Annotated in this window: 22 protein-coding genes; 14 read left to right on the top strand and 8 right to left on the bottom strand. The window is 34.9% G+C overall.

Annotated features, from left to right (window positions below; genetic code table 11):
- The first annotated feature begins 43 nt into the window (after positions 1–43).
- The 6 genes from hemC to hemF all read left to right on the top strand — a co-directional run bounded on the left by hemC (position 44) and on the right by hemF (position 4775).
- A complete protein-coding gene (gene hemC / locus P5P89_RS08790; RefSeq protein ID WP_278011585.1) occupies positions 44–967 on the top strand; it encodes a hydroxymethylbilane synthase in 924 nt (307 codons plus the stop codon).
- Entirely contained in the window at positions 967–1632 is a 666-nt protein-coding gene (locus P5P89_RS08795; RefSeq protein WP_278011586.1) for a uroporphyrinogen-III synthase, read from the top strand. Before hemC ends, P5P89_RS08795 begins: the two co-directional genes overlap by 1 nt.
- Positions 1633–1690: 58 nt before the next feature.
- Complete coding sequence (gene hemE, locus P5P89_RS08800) at positions 1691–2716, top strand: uroporphyrinogen decarboxylase (protein ID WP_278011587.1); 1026 nt, start codon at positions 1691–1693, stop codon at positions 2714–2716.
- 105 nt (positions 2717–2821) lie between these two features.
- On the top strand, positions 2822–3115 hold the full coding sequence (locus P5P89_RS08805) for a transposase (protein ID WP_278011588.1): 294 nt from the start codon (positions 2822–2824) through the stop codon (positions 3113–3115).
- 347 nt (positions 3116–3462) lie between these two features.
- Positions 3463–3870 (top strand): hypothetical protein, encoded by a 408-nt coding sequence (locus tag P5P89_RS08810; protein WP_278011589.1) that lies wholly within the window; start codon positions 3463–3465, stop codon positions 3868–3870.
- Positions 3871–3872: 2 nt separating this feature from the next.
- The gene (gene hemF / locus P5P89_RS08815; protein ID WP_278011590.1) at positions 3873–4775 is read left to right on the top strand and encodes an oxygen-dependent coproporphyrinogen oxidase; all 903 of its coding nucleotides are present in this window, start codon (positions 3873–3875) and stop codon (positions 4773–4775) included.
- A 53-nt stretch (positions 4776–4828) separates the two neighbouring features.
- On the opposite strand, the gene P5P89_RS08820 is transcribed toward hemF, so the two are convergent.
- Both P5P89_RS08820 and P5P89_RS08825 read right to left on the bottom strand, forming a co-directional pair.
- Entirely contained in the window at positions 4829–6595 is a 1767-nt protein-coding gene (locus P5P89_RS08820; protein WP_278011591.1) for a hypothetical protein, read from the bottom strand.
- Between the two features lie 15 nt (positions 6596–6610).
- Positions 6611–7243, bottom strand: a complete 633-nt coding sequence (locus P5P89_RS08825; RefSeq protein WP_223683288.1) for a hypothetical protein — start codon at positions 7241–7243, stop codon at positions 6611–6613.
- A gap of 223 nt (positions 7244–7466) precedes the next feature.
- Here P5P89_RS08825 and hemB point away from each other — a divergent pair, with 223 nt between their 5' ends.
- A complete protein-coding gene (gene hemB, locus P5P89_RS08830; RefSeq protein ID WP_278011592.1) occupies positions 7467–8459 on the top strand; it encodes a porphobilinogen synthase in 993 nt (330 codons plus the stop codon).
- Between the two features lie 2 nt (positions 8460–8461).
- Positions 8462–8872, top strand: coding sequence for a c-type cytochrome (locus tag P5P89_RS08835; RefSeq protein ID WP_278011593.1), 411 nt, complete (start codon positions 8462–8464; stop codon positions 8870–8872).
- 57 nt (positions 8873–8929) lie between these two features.
- Here the strand turns inward: P5P89_RS08835 and P5P89_RS08840 are convergent, their stop codons facing one another.
- Positions 8930–10990 carry a M13 family metallopeptidase gene (locus P5P89_RS08840; protein ID WP_278011594.1) on the bottom strand — a complete coding sequence of 687 codons (2061 nt, stop codon included), beginning with the start codon at positions 10988–10990 and terminating at the stop codon, positions 8930–8932.
- 194 nt (positions 10991–11184) lie between these two features.
- Here P5P89_RS08840 and P5P89_RS08845 point away from each other — a divergent pair, with 194 nt between their 5' ends.
- The 4 genes from P5P89_RS08845 (at position 11185) to P5P89_RS08860 (ending at position 14421) form a co-directional block, all read left to right on the top strand.
- Positions 11185–11850 (top strand): SCO family protein, encoded by a 666-nt coding sequence (locus P5P89_RS08845; RefSeq protein ID WP_278011595.1) that lies wholly within the window; start codon positions 11185–11187, stop codon positions 11848–11850.
- A gap of 103 nt (positions 11851–11953) precedes the next feature.
- A complete protein-coding gene (locus tag P5P89_RS08850; RefSeq protein ID WP_025572482.1) occupies positions 11954–12193 on the top strand; it encodes a FeoA family protein in 240 nt (79 codons plus the stop codon).
- Entirely contained in the window at positions 12193–14292 is a 2100-nt protein-coding gene (feoB, locus tag P5P89_RS08855; RefSeq protein WP_278011596.1) for a ferrous iron transport protein B, read from the top strand. Before P5P89_RS08850 ends, feoB begins: the two co-directional genes overlap by 1 nt.
- Before the next feature lie 6 nt (positions 14293–14298).
- Entirely contained in the window at positions 14299–14421 is a 123-nt protein-coding gene (locus P5P89_RS08860) for a FeoB-associated Cys-rich membrane protein (protein WP_278011597.1), read from the top strand.
- Positions 14422–14523: 102 nt separating this feature from the next.
- On the opposite strand, the gene P5P89_RS08865 is transcribed toward P5P89_RS08860, so the two are convergent.
- From P5P89_RS08865 to P5P89_RS08875, 3 genes are all read right to left on the bottom strand, one after another.
- The gene (locus tag P5P89_RS08865; RefSeq protein ID WP_278011598.1) at positions 14524–15177 is read right to left on the bottom strand and encodes an HD domain-containing protein; all 654 of its coding nucleotides are present in this window, start codon (positions 15175–15177) and stop codon (positions 14524–14526) included.
- Positions 15178–15387: 210 nt separating this feature from the next.
- Positions 15388–16389 carry an acyl-ACP desaturase gene (locus P5P89_RS08870; protein ID WP_223683282.1) on the bottom strand — a complete coding sequence of 334 codons (1002 nt, stop codon included), beginning with the start codon at positions 16387–16389 and terminating at the stop codon, positions 15388–15390.
- A gap of 39 nt (positions 16390–16428) precedes the next feature.
- On the bottom strand, positions 16429–17175 hold the full coding sequence (locus tag P5P89_RS08875) for a lysophospholipid acyltransferase family protein (protein ID WP_278011599.1): 747 nt from the start codon (positions 17173–17175) through the stop codon (positions 16429–16431).
- 124 nt (positions 17176–17299) lie between these two features.
- Between P5P89_RS08875 and rnpA the strand changes: the two genes are divergently transcribed.
- The gene (gene rnpA / locus P5P89_RS08880) at positions 17300–17704 is read left to right on the top strand and encodes a ribonuclease P protein component (RefSeq protein ID WP_278011600.1); all 405 of its coding nucleotides are present in this window, start codon (positions 17300–17302) and stop codon (positions 17702–17704) included.
- 108 nt (positions 17705–17812) lie between these two features.
- Complete coding sequence (locus tag P5P89_RS08885) at positions 17813–19450, top strand: S41 family peptidase (protein WP_278011601.1); 1638 nt, start codon at positions 17813–17815, stop codon at positions 19448–19450.
- Between the two features lie 246 nt (positions 19451–19696).
- Here the strand turns inward: P5P89_RS08885 and P5P89_RS08895 are convergent, their stop codons facing one another.
- Together P5P89_RS08895 and P5P89_RS08900 are read right to left on the bottom strand one after the other, a co-directional pair.
- Entirely contained in the window at positions 19697–20143 is a 447-nt protein-coding gene (locus P5P89_RS08895) for a GNAT family N-acetyltransferase (RefSeq protein WP_278011602.1), read from the bottom strand.
- 148 nt (positions 20144–20291) lie between these two features.
- Entirely contained in the window at positions 20292–20930 is a 639-nt protein-coding gene (locus P5P89_RS08900) for a DUF1579 domain-containing protein (RefSeq protein WP_278011603.1), read from the bottom strand.
- Positions 20931–20970: the final 40 nt, after the last annotated feature.

Consider the following 20970-nt stretch of genomic DNA (forward strand, 5'->3'; position numbering starts at 1 on the left):
TAGTTAAACAGAATGTTCCTTACTTTTAAGGATCCAAAAAAATATGGCTCAAAAAGTTATAAGAATAGGAACCCGCGATAGTGAGCTCGCACTTTGGCAGGCCCACACAGTCGAAAAAAAATTAAATGATTTAGGCTTTAAAACTGAAATTGTTGCCGTAAAATCCCAGGGAGATATTATTCTCGACAAACCTCTTTACGAACTTGGCATTACAGGAATCTTTACTAAAACTTTAGACATTGCAATGATTAATGGCGATATTGATATTGCGGTGCATTCGATGAAAGATGTTCCAACTGCTTTGCCAAAAGGAATTGTTCAGGTGGCTGTTTTGGAAAGAGCAAATGTTCTGGACATTTTAGTTCATAAAGGAAATCCTGATTTTACAAATCCAAGTACCATTGCAACCGGAAGTCTGCGCCGTCAGGCACAATGGTTTAACAAATACCCAAATCATACTGTAGTTGATTTGCGCGGAAACGTAAATACGCGGATGCAGAAACTTCAGGATAACGACTGGGATGGAGCCGTTTTTGCTGCTGCAGGTTTGGAACGCATCAACCTAAAACCGGAAAATGTTATTAATCTGGATTGGATGATTCCGGCGCCGGCACAAGGAGCAATGCTGGTTGTGGCAATGGAAAATGACAATTATACGCTTGATGCACTTTCGCAATTAAATCATATTGAAACTGAGATTTGTACTTATATAGAACGTCAGTTTTTAAGAACACTTGAAGGCGGATGTACAGCACCAATCGGAGCTTTGGTTACCTATAATGAAGACGAAGATACTTTACATTTTCAAGGCGTTTTACTTTCTATTGACGGGAAACAAAAATTGGAAATCGATAAAACAGTTGATATCTCAGAATGGAAGAAATTAGGTTTCAACTCAGCTCAGGAGATTTTGAATAATGGCGGAACGGAATTGATGCAGCAAATCAAAGAATCCCTAAAAAAATAATGGCAAATCCAGTTCAGATATTATCTACTAAAATATTATCTCCGCTTCACAAGCAAGAGTTAATGAAATATGGTATTGAATTAATCGAAGCTGATTTCATCAAAACCGAAAACAAACCTTTCGAATTAAAAGACCTCAACGAAAATCTGATTTTTACAAGTCAAAATGCCGTTCACAGCATTTTGTCCCATCCAAAATCAGAAGAGCTGAAAAAGAAAAACGTGTATTGCGTTGGGCTTAAAACCAAAAATTTACTGACAGATAACGGATTCAACGTTGTTGCGTATACAGGTTATGCTGCAGATTTAGCCGAAATCATTACTTTGATTTATGGAAGTGAAAGCTATACTTTTTTCAGTGGAAATCTTAGAAGAGATACTTTGCCTGAAGCTTTAAAAGAAAACGGAATTAAATTCAATGAAATTCAGGTTTACGACACAACATTACAGCCTCAGAAAATAAAAGGAAATCCCGAAGCAATTTTGTTTTTTAGTCCGTCTGGAGTTAAAAGTTATCTGAAAGACAATAAAATTCAAAAACAAATCTGTTTCTGCATTGGTGATACCACCGCAGATGCTTTAGCAAAAATCACTAAAAATATCATCATCGCAGATCAGCCTACAATTGAGGACGTGATTGAAGATGCAATTCAGGAATACAAATAACAATAACAAACAAACCTAACAGGTTTTTGAAACCTGTTAGGTTTAAACATAAAAACTCATGTTAAAAAACGACCTATTTTTAAAAGCTTTAAAAGGAGAAACAGTTCAGCGTCCACCGGTATGGATGATGCGTCAGGCAGGAAGATATTTACCTGAATTCAGAGCCCTGCGTGATAAATATGATTTCTTTACACGATGTGAAACTCCTGAATTGGCTGCAGAAATTACAGTTCAGCCTATTCGCAGAATTGCTCCGGATGCAGCTATTTTATTTTCAGATATTTTGGTAGTTCCAAGAGCTATGGGAATTCACGTAGAATTAAAAGACAATTTAGGTCCGATTATCCCAGATCCAATTCGCACCATGGAACAGGTAAATCAGGTTTTTGTTCCGGATGTAAACGAAACTTTAGGTTATGTTTTTGACGCTGTGAAATTGACTAAGGAAATGCTGAACGATGAGGTTCCGTTAATTGGTTTCGCAGGTTCGCCATGGACCATTTTTTGCTATGCCGTTGAAGGAAAAGGGTCTAAAAGTTTTGATACTGCAAAAGGATTCTGTTTTTCAAATCCGGTTGCAGCACATACTTTATTACAAAAAATCACAGATACGACTATTTTATACTTAAAAGAAAAAGTAAAATCGGGTGTAAATGCGGTTCAGATTTTTGATTCCTGGGGAGGAATGCTTTCTCCTGTTGATTATCAGGAATTCTCATGGAAATATATCAATCAGATTGTTGATGCTTTAGCTGAAATTACTCCTGTTATTGTTTTCGGAAAAGGATGCTGGTTTGCACTAAATGAAATGGGTAAAAGTAAAGCTTCTGCATTAGGCGTTGACTGGACTTGTTCTGCAAGAAATGCGCGTTACTTGTCTGGCGGAAATGTTACTTTACAAGGAAATTTCGATCCGTCAAGATTGCTTTCGCCAATTCCGACTATCAAGAAAATGGTTCATGAAATGATCGACGAATTCGGAAAAGATAAATATGTCGTGAATCTGGGTCACGGAATTTTACCAAATATCCCTGTAGATCATGCAAAAGCGTTTATTGACGCGGTGAAGGAATACGGACAGTAAATAAGTTGAAAGTATTCCGTGTGCATTCCTGCAAGGTTTCCAAAACCTTGTAGGTATAAACTAAATTATCTATATTGAAAACGTCGCAGGATGAGCAATATCAATATGAAATTAGAAGTTTTAGAAAAAGATTGTTATTATCATATATATAACCGAGGAATAAACGGAACAACCATTTTTGAAAATGACACTAACAAGCTTTATTTCTTAAAACAGTTAGCTAAATATTCCAAAGATAAAATTTCAATTTTTGCGTATTGTTTAATGAATAATCATTTTCATTTAGTTATTCGACTTAATTCAGAAGAAAAAGAGGTTACTCAGGCATTTTCAAACTTGTTTAATTCATATGCAAAAGCTTTCAATAAACAGATTAACAGAACTGGAAGTTTATTTTAGAAACATTTTAAGAGAATAAAACTAAAAGACGAAACTTATCTGAAACAATTGATTGTTTATGCCCATTTGAATCCGAAACATCATTTTGATTTAGATTTCAAAAGTTTCCAATTTTCATCCTATCAGGCATATTTATCTGATAAAGAAACTAAAATAGAGAGATGAAACCATAAATTTATTTGGCGGTTTAGAAAATTTTATCTTTTCTCATAATCAAAAGAATGATTTTTTAAACGAAACTTATACTTTTGAATAATAGGTTTCATCTTTCAAATTTTATAAAACCTTAAAGTCTAATAAAATTCTATAAATAGTAATCAATTGATACCTACAAGGTTTTGAAAACCTTGCAGGAGAACGAACAGAAAATCATGCTCAACAAAGGCTTAAGAGACGAAGAGAAAATCAGAATCGATAATGTTCTAAAAACATTGCGGACTCTTGTTTTTGTACCTCAGCCATTGAATCGTTTAGAAAAAACAAATATCGAAAACCAACTAAAAGAATTTGCATTAAACATTGAAACTTTAGTTGATTATTCGAACGAAGAATTAATCACATTATTGATGCGTCTTCATTTTGACTGGGATCAATTAGAACAGTTTGCAGATTTTTTAATGGATTTTTCAAAAGTCGAAAACTACAATTTTGAAGATAAGGCTTTGGCTGTTTATCAATATATCCAATCAGAAAGCAAAGTCTTTTCTTTTGGGATAAATTCGAAAATTGCTTCGGCGAAAGCCAAAAAACAATAAAAATGAAAGACAAATTTTACGCCTACATACAAAACCTGCAGGACCAGATTTGCGCAGGATTAGAAGCTGTTGACGGAACGACAAAATTCCGTGAAGACCTTTGGAAACGCCCGGAAGGTGGGGGCGGAAGAACACGCGTTATTGAAAATGGTTCTGCTTTCGAAAAAGGCGGTGTCAACATTTCGGCCGTTCATGGGAAATTGCCTGAAACCATGCAAAAAATGTTTGGCGTTGGCGAAGCAGACTTTTTTGCCTGCGGATTAAGTTTGGTGATTCATCCAAAAAGCCCAATGGTTCCTACAGTTCATGCGAACTGGCGCTATTTTGAAATGTACGATGAGTCAGGAAATGTGATTCAGCAATGGTTTGGCGGTGGACAGGATTTAACGCCTTATTATTTGTTTGAAGAAGATGGAAAACACTTTCATCAAACCTGCAAAACTGCCTGCGACAAACACAATCCGGAGTTTTATCCAAAATACAAAAAACAATGTGATTCGTATTTTTGGAATGCGCACAGAAACGAAGCCCGTGGTCTTGGCGGTTTATTCTTTGATTATTGCAAAGCAAATGAGTCAATGTCAATGGAAGATTGGTACAATTTTGTAACAGAAGTTGGAAACAGTTTCCTTGAAGCTTATGTTCCGATTGTCGAAAGAAGAAAAAACCTTTCTTACACTCCGGAAAACAGAAACTGGCAGGAAATCCGACGTGGCCGTTATGTCGAGTTCAATTTAGTTCACGACAAGGGCACATTATTCGGTTTAAAAACCAACGGAAGAATCGAAAGTATTTTGATGAGTTTGCCTCCTCATGTGCAATGGGTTTACGATCATCATCCGGAATCTGGAAGTGAAGAAGAAAAACTGATAAAAGTACTGGAAAATCCTGTTGACTGGATTTAACTAAAAACATAAAAAAGCCCTAAAACATCAATTTTAGGGCTTTCTCTTTTAAATTATTTAGTACTTAATTCTTCAATCATATCTAAGGTCTGTAAAATGATATTTTTATCTCCCTTTGATGAATTTAGTTTTAACTCAAATTTCAGTTTGTTGTCTACCAGCTTTTTTCCAGAATATAAGGTAACATCTGTAAATTGCTGCGCCAGTCGGTTCAGGCTTTTTATATCAGATGGTTTTGCTTCGCCTGAATTAGAATAGGCTGTTACTAATTTATCCATGCTCACCTGGGCAGCAAAATAATTTTGTTTCAGCTCTTTTTTAACTTCTTTTGAAAAGGAATTGTCTTTCGGGAAAATGTGATCAATGCTGTTTCCAATAATCACCACATCTTTCTCTTTAAAAATAAACAAATTACCAAACTCCTGAGTTCCTTTTATTTCATAGTAATTTCCTTTTTGAGTCAGTCCTTTTTTACGAACGCCTAATTGGATTAGTTTATCTCCAAAAGTTGGGTGTGTTGAAGTAAAAATTACTGAAAATAACGGCACCGTTTTTTTAACCGTTTTTACCACTTCTTTGGACTCAAAATTCTCATCGTACTCATACGTTTTGGTTGTAACTTCTCTTTCTGCCACATCATAAAGAAACATGCTTAAATCTCCGTCGAAAAGCGTTGCTGTAGCTTTTTCATCAATAATGGTCGAAATAAGATCAGTTGCGACACCAATATCTTCTTTTAGAATATAAGGATTGTTAAAAACCTCAGCAGTCAAAGTTGGAAAACTATTCAGCATTTCCTTCGTATTAAAATGATACGTCAGATAACCGAGTGGCTTTTGGGCAGGAAAATAATTAAAAATGTTTTTATTGGCTTTCCGGTTACTAATTTTGCTTACTAAATCGGCAATTGGTTTGGAGTATTCGACAATTTCTTCAATTCGTGCATTATCATTATCAAAATAAAAATCGACATTGATACCTTTTACAAAATTGCCCCAGTTTTTCTGACTCGGAAAAAATTTATTATACGTTGTAAATTGTGCCAAAGCCATATACGCCGAATTAAAACCGCTCAATGCTGCCCCATAATCAACCCAGCATGAAATGTCGGCGGTTTCATGCACTTTATCTGAAGTCGGGACAGTAAAACCATTTTCAAAAAGCAATTTTATAAATCTGTTTTGACTGATGGCCTGAATGCTGTCAAAAGCAGTCTGTTCTTTTTGATAATTCGCATAATAATTATCTGAATAATCTGCATAAGTAGTGTCTAGAGAAGATTCAACCGGTGTATCAATGACAATATCTGTAGTTTCTACCGCTACTGAATCTACAACAGGTGGTGCTATAGCATAATCATTATAAGAATATTTTTTGGTTAATCCAAAAATTACCAAATGGCTGTCATTCCAGGCTATAGTCGTTTTTTTATCACCGGAATTATATACAGAATACTGCCCAAAATCTTCAATTAAAGGTTTTGCAACAGAATCACTTTCCTGATTTTTTTTAACTAAGAAATTTTTAATATCGTTTCTGCTTTTAATTGGAATTGTAATTTGATAATAGGGAATGCTATCCGAATAATTCCCATGGGCGGTTATTTTCTGGTCTAATTTTATAAGATCTGCATATTGATTGACATCCAGTTTCATTTTGCCATTTTTCAATAGTGAATGATTTAAAACCTCAGCAACACTTACTTTTTTAGAAAGCTGACTTCCGTTAAACTGAACAAAATAATCCTGCTTTTTCGAAAGAGTCTGACTCTGCGTTAAACCATACGTGAATAAAATGAATAAGATAAAAAACTGTTTCATGTGTAAGTATAATGATTATTGAGTTAATTGAATTGTATTGTTCATGAGTGACGATTTTTTAAGGACACTGTACATGCTTTGTTTTAAAAAAACCGTTTTCTTGTTTTTAGAAATTTTGCTGTTCGCATTGGATGCTGATAGGATATCACGGTCGAAAGTGTAAATAGATACAATGCTGGCTTTTTCCAGATCTTCCTTTTTCTTTTCGTCTTTAATGAGTTTTTCAGGAATAGGATAGGAAGCCATTCTTTCAAAACTCTTCGAATCTGCTGTAAAATGGATTTGATTTTTTTGCTTGTTCAAAGTATTTACGACTTCGTTCAGTGCTTTCGGATTTTTATAATCTAATTTGATAATAAAAACATATTTGTCAAAATCAGTCTTTGTTGAAACATTTGAAATTCCTTCAATTTTTGATACTTTAGACTTAAATTCATCCAGTTTCTGACTGATCTCCTGTTCATTTGGAATTTTCACACCATCCACTTCTTCCAGCCAGATAGCTGATTTGGTTTTTAACCATGATTGGGAAAAGTCAACCATCAGTGTGTATTCTCCACTTTGATCATCGTGGTGCTTAATTCTTTCTGTTATTTCAAAACAGCTTGTTAAAAGCAGGCAGCAGCATAATGCAAATATTTTCTTCATTTGGGAAATTTAAATTTTGAAACACATTCCATAAGAAGATTCTTAGTTGAAATTTTAAGAGCGGTACGAATTTAGATAATATTAACGAATTCTCATTCATCCTGAACTCTTTATTTGGACGTTTTTTATTTAACTTTGCGACACTTATTTTAATTTCATTTTTAAAATGAATATGAACTGTTTACAGACAAATATTCATTTTAGATTTTATAAAAAACACTCTATGTTCCCATTACAAAGAAACCGCCGTTTAAGAACTAATGAATCTATTCGCTCTTTAGTTCGTGAAACTAGTTTAAGTCCACAGGATTTTATGCTTCCGATGTTTGTTGCCGAAGGAAAAGATGTAAAAGTCGCTATTCCATCGATGCCAGGAATTTACCGCCATTCATTGGATAACACGATTAAAGAAGTAAAAGAAGCCTGGAATCTGGGAATCAAAGCAGTTAATATTTATGTAAAAGTAAGTGAAAACCTTAAAGACAATAAAGGTGTTGAAGCTTGGAACAAGGACGGTTTAATGCAACAGACTATTCGTGCCATTAAAGATGCAGTTCCTGAAATGATTGTGATGCCGGATGTAGCTTTAGACCCCTATTCTATTTACGGTCACGACGGAATTATTGAAAATGGTCAGTTAATTAATGATGCTACAGTTGATGCTTTAACCCGAATGAGTTTAAGCCATGCCGAAGCCGGAGCCGATTTTGTAGCGCCAAGCGACATGATGGACGGAAGAGTTTTAGCGATCAGAAAAGCTTTAGAAGAAAATGGTCACCATAACGTGGGGATTATGAGTTACAGTGCTAAATATGCTTCTGCATTTTACGGACCATTTCGTGATGCGTTAGATTCTGCACCTGTAGATTCTCAAAATATTCCAAAAGACAAGAAGACTTATCAGATGGATTATGCTAACCGAATTGAGGGAATTCGTGAAGCATTATTAGATGTTGAAGAAGGTGCAGATATTGTAATGGTAAAACCAGGAATGGCATATTTAGACATTGTGCGTGAGGTAAAAAATGCCGTTCATGTACCGATTGCGGTTTATCAGGTATCTGGTGAGTACGCCATGGTAAAGGCCGCAGCTGAAAAAGGGTGGCTTGATCATGACAAAATTATGATAGAGCAACTTTATTGCATTAAGCGTGCAGGGGCTAGTATTATCTCTACTTATTTTGCAAAAGAAGCTGCTTTAATTTTAAACAAATAAAAATGAAAAAACTATTATTTCTAGCCGCAGTTTTAGCTTTTGCATCATGTAAAAAGGAGAGTCAGGAATCCTTTGGAAGATCAACAGAAAACAAAACAGAAACTTATTCTGAAGGAGAATCGGCAGAAATCAAAACTCCTGAAAATTTAGGAAAAGAGATTTTTGAAGGAAAAGGAAATTGTACTTCCTGCCATCAGCCAGACCAAAAAGTAATTGGTCCAAGTATCAAGGAAATCGCCAAAATCTACAAAGACAAAAAAGGTGACATTGTTACTTTTTTGAAAGGAAAAGGAGAACCAATTGTCGATCCAGATCAGTTTGCTGTGATGAAAACCAATTTTCCGGTGACGCAGGCAATGTCTGATGAAGAATTGAAAGCTATCGAAGCATATATTTATAGTCACTTGAAATAGATATAAAACAAAAACGGCACTAAAGATTTAGCGCCGTTTTTCATTTTATTTGTTCTCTTACCAGATTTTAACTCTCTTTTCTGGCTCAATATACATTTTATCTCCTTTTTTGATATCGAAAGCATCATAAAAAGCATCAACATTCTGAATTGGAACAACAGCTCTGTACATTCCCGGAGAATGCGGATCAGTTTTTACCTGACTTTTAAGGGCTTCGTCTCTTGATTTTGTTCTCCATACCGTTGCCCAGGAAATAAAGAAACGCTGTTCAGGTGTAAAACCATCAATTAATCCCGGATTTCCATTTGCTTTTAAATACAATTGCAAACCGTCATAAGCAGCATTGATTCCACCCAAATCTCCGATATTTTCACCTAAAGTAAATTTACCATCTACATGAATTCCCGGTAAAGGCTCTAATGCACTGTATTGATCTGCCAGTGCACCTCCAAGCGCAGTAAATTGTTTTAAATCATCAGCAGTCCACCAGTCAACAAGATTACCATCTGCATTGAAACGTGCTCCAGAATCATCAAATCCGTGTGAGATTTCATGACCAATGACAGCTCCAATTCCACCATAATTTACAGCTTCATCAGCCTGATAATTATAAAATGGCGGCTGTAGAATAGCGGCAGGAAATACAATTTCGTTATATGATGGATTAAAATAAGCATTTACAGTCTGAGGAGACATTCCCCACTCTGATTTATCAACCGGTTTACCTAATTTAGCTAAGTTTTCAGCATAAGCCCATTTCGCCAAATTTTTCATGTTGTCAAAATAAGTCCCACCTTCAGAAACGTTTTTAAGTTCTAGTTTTGAATAGTCTTTCCATTTATCAGGATATCCAATTTTAATAGTCAGCTTTTTAAGCTTTTCAATTGCTTTTGCTTTTGTAGCTTCAGACATCCATGGCAGTGCATTGATCCTGTTTTCATAAGCAAGCATCACATTAGCAATCATGTTTTTAGCTTTTTCTTTCGCTTCAGCAGGGAACAATTTCTCCACGTACAGTTTACCTAAAGCTTCGCCGGTTGCACCATTGATTATCTGCAAAGCTACTTCCTCATGTGGTCGCTGTTTTAAAGCACCTGTTAACGTTTTTCCGTAGAAATCAAAATTGGCACTTTCTATTTCTGTACTCAATGTTGAAGCTGCTCTGTTTAATGCAGACCATTTTAAATATTCTTTCCAGGCCTCTACTTTCTTTTCAGTAAAAGTTTTTTCTAAAGCAATCATGTAACGTGGCTGCGCTACATTAACTGTATCTAATTTTGCCATACCCACTCCGGCAAAGTATTTATCCCACTGAATTGAAGGTGTGTCCTTTTTTAAATCGGCAACTGCTGTTGGGTTGTATTGTTTTCTGCGGTCTCTTCTTTCAACTCTGTCTAGTCTTGGTGCTGACATTTCAATTTCTAAAGCCAGGATTTGTTTGGCACTTTCTTTGGCTTTAGCCGGAGATTCACCAATAAACTGAAGCATTCTGGCAACGTGAACTTCATATTTCTCACGTTTTTCTTTTGAATCTTTATCATCAGAATTATAATAATCTTTATCAGACAATCCTAAAGTTCCCGGAGTTAGAGAAACTGTATTTTTATTACTGTTTTTTGCGTCAGCTCCAACATACACTGCAAAGAAACCTGCTCCGCCCTGTGACTGCATTTCGATTAGGTAATTTTGTAAATCGGCTACATTTTTAATAGCGTCAATTTTCTTCAAATAAGGTTTAAGCGGTGTAATGCCTCTTTTGTTTCTTCCAACAGTGTCCAAAATCGTATTGAACAAAGCGATGGCTTTACCCTGATCTGTGTTTGATTTATACTTCGGATTTTTCGAAGCTTCTTTTAAAATTGCTAACGAATTGTCATCCGTTTTCTGACGCAATTCATTAAAACTTCCCCAGGCATTTCGATCACTTGGAATTTCGGTCTTATCCAGCCAGGTTCCATTTACATATTGAAAGAAATCCTGTTTTGGGCTAACCTCCTTTTTCATATAAGAAGTATTAATCCCGGGTTCTTTTGGCGTTGTGTTTTGAGCTTCTGCCGTTGCAAATGAAAGTATTGCAGAAAAAGCATAAAACATTGGTGTAGTAAGCACTTTTTTCATTTATATTTAACTTTTTAGAGTTTCTGCAAACATATTGCTAATATCCGAATCCTTATGTTAAAAATTCAGCTAATAATTTATTAAAGATTGTTTTTCAATTAATTTACTCACCTATAGTTGAATTCAATGTTAAAAAAATGCATAACCAAACATTTTAAAAAGCCCTTTTTGTATTTTTGCGCCAAATTATTTTTATGAAATCTCTCCTTTACAAATACCGAAAATTCTTCATCATCTTAGGAGTGTTTTCGGCAATCACCATTACGCTGTTTTATTTTGCTTTAAAACCTCAAAAAACATTACCAATTTATAATCCGGCTGATGTAAATCCGGAATTGGTTGATAGCACAGTTCAGTATAAAAGTAAATACCACACAATTGCTGATTTTTCGTTTGTAAACCAAAACGGGGATACTATTACTCAGAAAAACTATGAAGGAAAGATATATGTTGCCGATTTCTTCTTTACTACCTGTGGATCAATCTGCCCAAAGATGACGACCAATCTGGCTGATGTACAAAAAGCGGTTTTAAATAATCCGAAGGTGATGTTGCTTTCACATACCGTTTTTCCTGAAACAGACAGTATTCCGGTTCTAAAAGCCTATGCCATAAAACACGGAGTCGTCGACAGTAAATGGAATCTGGTTACCGGCGATAAAAAAGAAATTTATACAATGGCCAGAAAATCATATCTGGCAGTAAAGCTTGGAAGACCGGATCAGCTTTATGATATGGTACATACCGAAAATTTTGTACTGGTGGATCAAAAACGACGCGTTCGCGGATTTTATGACGGAACTGATAAAGAAGACATGAAACGTCTTTTGGAGGACATTGATTTCTTATCCAAAGAGTAAGATCCCTCATTTTTAGAAACATTTAGCATATTCAAAAGCATTAATTGCCTTTAAATAAATAATAATTACCTATTTTTGCAATCTAAATTCAATCTAAATAAGCTTGCAAAATACTATCCATACCCTTAAAAAAGGCGAAAAAGCCATTATCAAAGATTTTGATATAGATTTGATTCCTTTAAAATTGTTAGAGATGGGTTGTTTGCCAGGCAGCCTTGTCGAATTGCTTCAAATTGCTCCTTTCGGTGATCCTCTATATTTAGACATTAACGGCTCACATGTTGCCATCCGTGTTGAAACCGCTCGTGAAATTGAAGTTGAACTGATCAAAAACAATTTATAATGAGCATTCAGAATATCAATGTTGCCCTTATCGGGAATCCAAATACAGGAAAAACATCCGTTTTTAATCAGCTTACAGGTTTAAATCAACAGGTAGGGAATTATCCGGGAATTACCGTTGAGAAAAAAATGGGTTTCTGCAAACTTCCACATAATATCAAAGCCAATATCCTGGATTTACCCGGAACTTACAGCCTGAATGCCAGCTCCATGGATGAAAGTGTGGTGATTGAACTTTTGCTGAACAAAAACGATAAATTATATCCCGATGTTGCAGTCGTAGTTACCGATGTTGAAAACCTGAAAAGAAATTTACTGATTTACACTCAGATAAAAGATCTTGAAATTCCAACAATCCTGGTCATCAATATGTCAGATCGTATGAAAAGTAAAGGCATTACGCTTGATATTCCGTATTTAGAAGAAAAACTGAAAACTAAAATTGCATTGGTAAGTTCGCGTAAAGGACTAGGAATAAATGAGCTAAAGGAATTAATTGTTTCTTATAAGACGATTCCGAATGAACCTTGTTTGAATGCTTCGGTTATTGACACTGCTTATTTTGAAAAATTGCAGCATGCATTTCCGAATCAGCTATTGTACAAATTGTGGCTTGTTATTACGCAGGACGTCAATTTTTCAAATTTAGACCGAAATGAAATCCGAAGTACTTTTACCAAATCACACTCCGAATTAAAACGTCTTCAGCAAAAAGAAACTATCAAACGTTATCAGTTTATCAATGATGTTTTGAAAGAAGGTTTAAAAGTTGATGCGTCGATGGCAAAAGACATTAGGGCAAAACTAGATCGGGTGCTGACACATAAAGTTTGGGGTTATGCTATTTTCTTTGCCATTTTATTTTTAATCTTCCAATCGATATTTAGCTGGTCAACCATTCCGATGGATTTTATTGACAGCACTTTTGCTTCTTTAAGCAGCTGGGTTGCCGAAGAACTGCCTAGCGGTATCTTAACTGATTTGCTTTCACAAGGAATCATTCCGGGAATTGGCGGCGTTATTATATTTATTCCGCAGATTGCATTTCTGTTTCTTTTCATCTCAATTCTTGAAGAAAGTGGATACATGAGTCGTGTTGTTTTCCTGATGGACAAAATCATGCGTAAATTTGGCCTTTCGGGAAAAAGTGTTGTACCCCTGATTTCAGGGACAGCCTGCGCTATTCCGGCAATTATGGCAACCCGAAATATTGAAAACTGGAAAGAGCGTTTAATCACGATTTTGGTTACGCCTTTCACGACCTGCTCAGCAAGATTACCGGTCTATGCAATTATCATTTCATTGGTAATTCCAAAACAACGTATTTTAGGCATACTAAATCTTCAGGGATTATCATTGATGTTGCTGTATCTGTTAGGTTTTGGAACTGCAATCCTGTCTGCTTATATTCTGAATAAAGTTTTAAAACTGGAATCCAAAACCTATTTCGTTGTCGAAATGCCTAGTTATAAATTACCGCTTTTCAAGAACGTTGGAATCAATGTTGTGGAAAAAACCAAAGCATTTATTGTGGGTGCGGGTAAAATCATCCTTGCAATATCGGTTATTTTATGGTTTTTAGCCTCGTACGGACCCGGAAAAGAATTTAATGAAGCAGAAACCATCGTTAAAGAAAGATTTGTCAATACAACCCTGACAGAAACTCAATTTGAAAACGAAGTAGCTTCTCAAAAACTGGAGAATTCCTATATCGGATTAATGGGAAGAGCGATCGAACCTGCCATTCAGCCTTTAGGTTACGACTGGAAAATCGGGATTGCGTTAATCAGTTCATTTGCAGCCCGTGAAGTTTTCGTAGGAACACTTGCTACCATTTACAGTGTGGGCGATACGGATAATGAATCAACTATAAAAAGCAAAATGCAGGCAGAAGTACGTCCTGATACCGGAGGAAAAGTCTTTAATTTTGCAACCGGAATCTCATTATTGCTGTTTTATGCGTTTGCCATGCAGTGTGCAAGTACATTGGCTATCACAAAGAAAGAGACAAACTCATGGAAATGGCCGGCAATGCAATTGGGCTTTATGAGTGCATTTGCTTATCTGACCGCTTTAATAGCCTATCAAATTTTAAAATAACGAGTCATGATTCAGGAAATTTTAGCTTTTGCCATATTAGGACTAGCAGTTGGGTTTCTGATTAAAAAATTCTTCTGGAAGTCTAAAAAGAAAAAAGACTGTGGAGATGGAAATTGTGGCTGTTCTTAGGAGATTTCACAAAAATTCACAAAGAAAAAAAGCTTCACATAGTTTAATTAAAGACTTTGTGAAGCTTTGTGCTTTTAGCGTAACTTTGTGGAATAACTTAAATTACTTCACTCCTTCCCATTCTGCATAAAACTGTGCCAGGAAGGTTTCCATAAAATGGTGTCTTTCTTCAGCAATTTGCTTTCCTGTTTCCGTATTCATTTTATCTTTTAGGAGCAAAAGCTTTTCGTAAAAATGATTTATCGTAGGAGCATTGTTCTTTTTATATTCGTCTTTAGTCATATTGGCTACAGGTACAATTTCAGGATCATACAAGGCCCTGTTTTTGAATCCGCCATAATTAAATGCCCTGGCAACACCAATAGCACCAATAGCATCTAAACGATCTGCATCCTGAACAATATCCAATTCCACAGATGAAAACTTCTTTTTGAAATTCCCGCCTTTGTATGAGATATTTTCAATGATATTAACAACATGCTCAATAATATCTTCAGTTATATTTTCAGATTCTAAAAACAAACGTGCCGTTTTAGGACCAATAGTTTCATCACCGTTATGAAATTTGCTGTCGGCAATATCATGAAGCAAAGCCCCTAACTGAACTATAGTTAAATCGCAATCTGTACTTCCGGCAATCAAAAGAGCATTTTTATACACCCGTTCAATATGAAACCAGTCATGTCCACCTTCGGCATTGATAAGTTTTTCTTTTACAAATTGAATTGTTTTATCTATTAGAGCTGAATTATTCATACTATTTTAAGCTTAACTTTATACTTTCTTTTTAATGCTAAAAAGGATTTTTGGTTGAATCTTCATTTGGTCTTTATTTAAAAAATTGACTCGAAATATTAAAAAAATGTTGATTGTCAAAGATTTAAAAACTTCAACAATCAACATTTTATATGGCTTATTTTTAAACGCAACAGAATTGCACTTTAAAAGAGTAAGTTTTTTATCTAATTATAATCTCGCTGGTTCAACCCATTTGAAAATATGTGATTCTTTTGGGATCACAATTCTTTCAGAGATTCTTGCCATACGAGCCGGTAATTTCATTAAATACTCACGAGCTTTTTCTGCTTCATCTGTTAAATTAGAAATCTTATCAATTTCCCACTTATCAATTAATTTCTGAAGTATTTCAACATAATCCGTTGCAGTATAAACTCCGATACGCTGAGCAGAATCTGAAAATTGTTCGAAAGCCGAACTAATCTTTTGACCTGATTCTCTTAAGAAATGCGCAGGCATAACGATTTTTTGCTTCATCATGTATTGAAACGCCAGCATCATTTCGCTCGGATCAACCTGAAAAATACGATTTACGAATTCACTATATGCATGATGATGGCGCATTTCGTCGCCAGCAATCATTTTACACATTTTGGATAACTTTTTATCGCCAAAATTTTTAGCTATTTGAGATACCCTGTTATGCGAAACATATGTTGCTAATTCCTGAAAACTAGTGTACACAAAGTTTTTATAAGGATCTCTTCCTGTTCCGATATCAAATCCATCGTTGATCAAATGCTGTGTTGTCATTTCGATTTCACGCATGTTGACGCGGCCAGACAAATACAGGTATTTATTTAACAAGTCACCATGACGGTTTTCTTCGCCGGTCCATTGCTTTACCCATCTCGCCCATCCATTACCGCCATTTTCAACCTGATCTACCTGATCCACTCCTTCTACATCCATGAGCCATGATTCATATGTTGGCAGGGCTTCTTCAGTAATTGTATCACCAACAAGTGTTACCCAGAAATCATATGGAAGTTCTTTGGCAATTTCACGCAACTCCTTTACCTCTTCAAAAAAATTTTCTCCCTGAGAATTAGGCAGGAAATCTGTTGGCTGCCAAATTTTTTCAACCGGAATTAAATACTGTTCAACGAAGCTTTCCACGTTTTTTTCCAAAAACTGCATTACTTCTAATCTAATGTTTTTTATAGACATTACTTTATTAAAATTTGGATTTAAGCCTGGTATTAAAACTTAAATCTGTTTATACTCATTAACTCCTTCTTTTACTGATTTTTCAGTAATCACCATCAATTCTTCAAATTTATAATCTTTTACAGCCATCGCCTGATGAACAGTAAAAGTAAGATGGTTTCCTAAACCTACCGGAAACATTCCGTAACGGACCATTTTCCATGAATTATTAATACTAACCGGCACTACATACGCAGAAGGCGCATATTTACATAAAATTTTTAAGCCGCTTTGCGCAAATTCTTTAGGTTTTCCGGTTTTGCTGCGCGTTCCTTCAGGAAAAATGACAGCAGATCTGGTATTCTTTTCGATATATTCTGACAAGCCTTTGATTACAGGAATCGCTTGTTTAGGGTCTTTACGGTCAATTAGCACTGATCCTCCATGTTTCAAATTGAAAGAAACACTCGGTATTCCGCTGCCTAACTCTTTCTTACTTACAAATTTACAATGAAAACGTCTAAAGTACCAAATCATTGCCACGATATCATACATACTTTGGTGATTGGCTACAAAAATAATCGGAACACCTTTCGGTATTGTATCTACACCGGTAACTTTATAAGTCGTTCCTACAAGCCTGGTACAGCTTAAAAGACCTAAATTTAAGTAATCAACACTTTTTTTATGAGCCTGATAACCAAAAAGATTAAGGCAAATCCATTGTATCGGATGAAAAATCACCAAACACAATCCAAAACATAAATAATAAATTACGGAGATTGGATATGAAATTATCTTTTGCATGCTTAAAAATTAAACGCCAAAAGTAGTAAATATATTTTTAGCGGTATAAAATTTGAAAACAATAACCGCTTTTATGGTTTAATTGTACCTTTGTGCCTCAAATTGCAAATTTTTTCTGAATTAAATGAACTTCACCTATCCTAAAAATGAACGCTTAAAGAGTAAAACCACCATTGGATTACTGTTTTCTGAAGGTAAATCGGTTTCAAAATATCCGTTGCGTTTGGTTTACTGTCAGGCGGATGAAAATTCAGAAGAAAAAATCAAAATTGGAGTATCGGTTTCTAAAAAATATTTCAAAAAAGCCGTAGATCGCAATTACTTTAAAAGGGTTTTAAGAGAAACATATCGATTGAATAAAAATTTGCTTTTAGAGAATGTTCAAGAACCTTATTCATTGATGTTTTTCTATCAGACGAAAGACAAGTTATCTTACGAAGAAATCAATATCAAAACAGTTCAGTTGTTTGAGAAATTTCTGCAGCAGGTTAATAAAATTCAGGATTTGGATAAAAAATCAGAATTATAAACCTTGTCATCAACATCTTTGAATTGAGCTGCTTAGAATCATTCATACAAGTCTCCTTAATTAATGTTTTTATTCTTATTTTAGTACACTATAATTTAATTCACAATTATGCACCCTTATTTCAAAAAGAAATTCATCATAACAGCCGCTGCAGCAGGATTTTTATTTATTGGAACCAGTTTCAAAGAAGACTTTTTTGAAATTGCCAAACAAATAGAAATTTTCACGACCTTATTTAAAGCCGTTAATACCAATTATGTCGATGAAACCAATCCGGGTGACCTGATGGACAAGGGTATTAAAAGCATGCTGGGAAGTTTAGATCCTTACACCGTTTATTTTAATGAACAGGATGTTGTTAATTTTAAAATCAACAATACTGGTGAATATACAGGGATTGGTGCAATGATTGCCCGTAAGAAAGACCGTTTAATTGTTCGCGAACCTTATAAAAATTATCCGGCAGATAAAGCCGGGTTAAAAGCAGGCGACGAAATTATTCAGATTGGCGATGTTTTGATTGCTGATTTTAAGGATGACGCTTCACAATTGCTGAAAGGAACAAAAAATACTAAAATCAAAATAAAATACCTGCGTCAGGGAAAAACGTATACTACAGACCTTGTTTTGGATGAAGTTGATATTAAATCAGTTCCGTTTTATGGAAAAATTGATGATAAAACCGGGTATATTGTTTTGGCACATTTTAGCAGAAAAGCAGCGTTTGAAGTAAAAGAAGCTCTTGAAAAACTTAAAAGTGACGGCGCTACACAGATTGTATTGGACTTAAGAGGAAATCCTGGCGGACTATTAAATGAAGCTATTGATATCTGTAATTTATTTGTTCCAAAAAATGAAGTAATTGTAACTACAAAATCCAGAATTGAAAAACACAACAATACTTACAAGACAACCAAAGAGCCTATAGACACTCAGATTCCGCTAGCCATTTTAGTAAATGGAAAAAGTGCTTCGGCATCAGAGATTGTTTCGGGAGCTTTACAGGATCTGGATCGTGCTGTAATTTTAGGAAGCCGCAGTTTTGGAAAAGGTCTGGTTCAGCGCACTGTTGAATTAACATACGGAACACAGTTAAAAGTAACTATTTCACGTTACTATACTCCTTCAGGACGTTGCATTCAGGCATTGGATTATTCGCATAAAGACAAAAATGGTGTAGCCCAAAAAACAGATTCTAAAAACTTTAATGCTTTTAAAACCAGAAAAGGAAGAACAGTTTATGATGGCGGCGGCGTTTTGCCGGATATTGAACTGGATGAAACCAAAATGAGTCCGATTACAAATGCGCTATTAAAAAATGACGGGATTTTTGATTATGCGACTACTTACTATTATAAAAACCCAAATTTGGGAGATAAAATTCCAATCATCACAGATGCTGATTATACTGCTTTCAAGCAATATTTAAAATTCAACAAGTTTACTTTCGATACAGAAACTGAACTGGCATTGAAAAACACTTTGGCAGCTGCCAAAAATGAAGAAATAGACGAAGCAATTGTTATCGAATACAAGCAGTTATTAAATGCACTTGAAAAAAGTGAAACCACATTATTAGACAAAAACCAAAAGGAAATTAAAAACCTGATTTTAGAGGAACTTATAAAAAGGTATCAATATCAGGAAGGATTATATCAATATTATATTAAAAACAATTCAGAAATTAAAAAAGCTGTAAACGTGTTAAACAATCAAACTGAGTATAAAACCATTTTAAAAATGTAAAAGATGAAACTTGGCAGCTCCCTATTTCTGTTATTTATTTACAATTTATGGGCGCAGCAAAAACCCATCGAAACCATTTATTTTGATTTTGATAAATATATACTTAGCAGTCAGCAAACCAAAGTCATATTTGGCATCGAAAAAAATATCTAAAAGCCGTATGACCTACCAGGGCTGCGGAAACAAATATCCTCTTGGAAAGGGTGATAATTTAGATCGCCGTGTTGAATTTAAAATTACTAAGATTTAATTAAGCTGCATCTCAATATGCGGAATATCATCCTCAAGATACATTTCACTCGTTTGTACGAACCCGTGGCTTTCGTAGAATTTTTTCAGATATAACTGTGCCCCAATTGTAATTTTATCTTTTCCAAAATTGGATTTTATCGCTGCAATAGCTTCTCTCATTAAATCATGACCCCATTTTCTGTCACGATAATTTACATCGACAACGACCCTGCCAATTGAAGCATTATCAAAACTAATCCCGGCATCAAATAAGCGTACATAAGCCACTATTTTATCATCATATTCGCCAATTAGGTGTAAAGCTTTCTTGTCTTTACCATCAATATCCAAATAAACGCAATTTTGCTCCACTACAAAGATTTCACTTCTTAGTTTCAATAAATCATATAGCTCATGAACAGTTAATGCCTCAAAAGGCTTTATTTTCCATTTTAATTCCATTGCGTATTATTTTATTACTTATTCTAATTAAAAAGAGCCAAATTAATTTAAAAAAACTGAAACAGAAAGAATAATTCGTTTCAAAAAAATCCCGATTACATGACGCAATCGGGAAATTATTTAGTTTTTAAAAGGTATATGGTTCAGGCTATTTCTTCTTCATAATGATTTCCATGCTTTTATATTCCTTATCATTTTTTGTATCGTACATTTCCATTTTACGTGTTCTAGCATCCACGATAGTGTAGACTTCACGATATGGTGTTTTTTTTCCGTTTATCGGATTTACCATGTCGCCTTTAAGTTCCATACTTTTTGTCTTTTCATCATATTTTCCTGTGGCAACCATCATACCGGTTCCCATGTTATCAATAAAAGTAGTGGTATATTCTTTACTTGCATTGTTATAGGCTAGTGTAGATTTTCCTTCAAATGGCTGTCCCATCATCGTTCCCTTGTAATTGGCTTCCTGATAACGGCCACCGAGGATCATTTTTATATTTGCCGTAGAACTTGCCTTTTCAGGTTTACCTCCTTCCTCTTCCCAAAAAGTCATATCACAATTCCATGTTCCGGTCTCATCTGCCATCATTTTATGAGGAGAACCCGGTGTTGCATAATCCATCCAGGCTTTCATTTGTGCAGCAGAATCTAAAGGTTTTTCAGCCATTGTATCTTCTGCTTTTATGCTATCGGCAGGATTAGTAGTTTCTAATACCGTTTTTACTTCTTTTTTACAGGAAGAAAAACACAAAACTAATATCAGTGTTATAAACAAGTTTTTCATAATTATCTGATTAAGTGTTAATTATAACCAAAAGTACGAA

It is taken from the genome of Flavobacterium gyeonganense, from assembly GCF_029625295.1.
GTDB classification, from domain to species: domain Bacteria; phylum Bacteroidota; class Bacteroidia; order Flavobacteriales; family Flavobacteriaceae; genus Flavobacterium; species Flavobacterium gyeonganense.

Bases quoted from the DNA above. Each gene is read 5' to 3' on its own strand.
- P5P89_RS08860 (WP_278011597.1), top strand. From the start codon at position 14,299: ATGATTCAGGAAATTTTAGCTTTTGCCATATTAGGACTAGCAGTTGGG.
- P5P89_RS08835 (WP_278011593.1), top strand. From the start codon at position 8,462: ATGAAAAAACTATTATTTCTAGCCGCAGTTTTAGCTTTTGCATCATGT.
- rnpA (WP_278011600.1), top strand. From the start codon at position 17,300: ATGAACTTCACCTATCCTAAAAATGAACGCTTAAAGAGTAAAACCACC.
- hemB (WP_278011592.1), top strand. From the start codon at position 7,467: ATGTTCCCATTACAAAGAAACCGCCGTTTAAGAACTAATGAATCTATT.
- P5P89_RS08885 (WP_278011601.1), top strand. From the start codon at position 17,813: ATGCACCCTTATTTCAAAAAGAAATTCATCATAACAGCCGCTGCAGCA.
- P5P89_RS08820 (WP_278011591.1), bottom strand. From the start codon at position 6,595: ATGAAACAGTTTTTTATCTTATTCATTTTATTCACGTATGGTTTAACG.
- P5P89_RS08825 (WP_223683288.1), bottom strand. From the start codon at position 7,243: ATGAAGAAAATATTTGCATTATGCTGCTGCCTGCTTTTAACAAGCTGT.
- P5P89_RS08865 (WP_278011598.1), bottom strand. From the start codon at position 15,177: ATGAATAATTCAGCTCTAATAGATAAAACAATTCAATTTGTAAAAGAA.
- P5P89_RS08895 (WP_278011602.1), bottom strand. From the start codon at position 20,143: ATGGAATTAAAATGGAAAATAAAGCCTTTTGAGGCATTAACTGTTCAT.
- feoB (WP_278011596.1), top strand. From the start codon at position 12,193: ATGAGCATTCAGAATATCAATGTTGCCCTTATCGGGAATCCAAATACA.
- P5P89_RS08845 (WP_278011595.1), top strand. From the start codon at position 11,185: ATGAAATCTCTCCTTTACAAATACCGAAAATTCTTCATCATCTTAGGA.
- P5P89_RS08805 (WP_278011588.1), top strand. From the start codon at position 2,822: ATGAAATTAGAAGTTTTAGAAAAAGATTGTTATTATCATATATATAAC.
- hemF (WP_278011590.1), top strand. From the start codon at position 3,873: ATGAAAGACAAATTTTACGCCTACATACAAAACCTGCAGGACCAGATT.
- P5P89_RS08840 (WP_278011594.1), bottom strand. From the start codon at position 10,990: ATGAAAAAAGTGCTTACTACACCAATGTTTTATGCTTTTTCTGCAATA.
- P5P89_RS08875 (WP_278011599.1), bottom strand. From the start codon at position 17,175: ATGCAAAAGATAATTTCATATCCAATCTCCGTAATTTATTATTTATGT.
- hemC (WP_278011585.1), top strand. From the start codon at position 44: ATGGCTCAAAAAGTTATAAGAATAGGAACCCGCGATAGTGAGCTCGCA.
- P5P89_RS08900 (WP_278011603.1), bottom strand. From the start codon at position 20,930: ATGAAAAACTTGTTTATAACACTGATATTAGTTTTGTGTTTTTCTTCC.
- P5P89_RS08795 (WP_278011586.1), top strand. From the start codon at position 967: ATGGCAAATCCAGTTCAGATATTATCTACTAAAATATTATCTCCGCTT.
- P5P89_RS08870 (WP_223683282.1), bottom strand. From the start codon at position 16,389: ATGTCTATAAAAAACATTAGATTAGAAGTAATGCAGTTTTTGGAAAAA.
- hemE (WP_278011587.1), top strand. From the start codon at position 1,691: ATGTTAAAAAACGACCTATTTTTAAAAGCTTTAAAAGGAGAAACAGTT.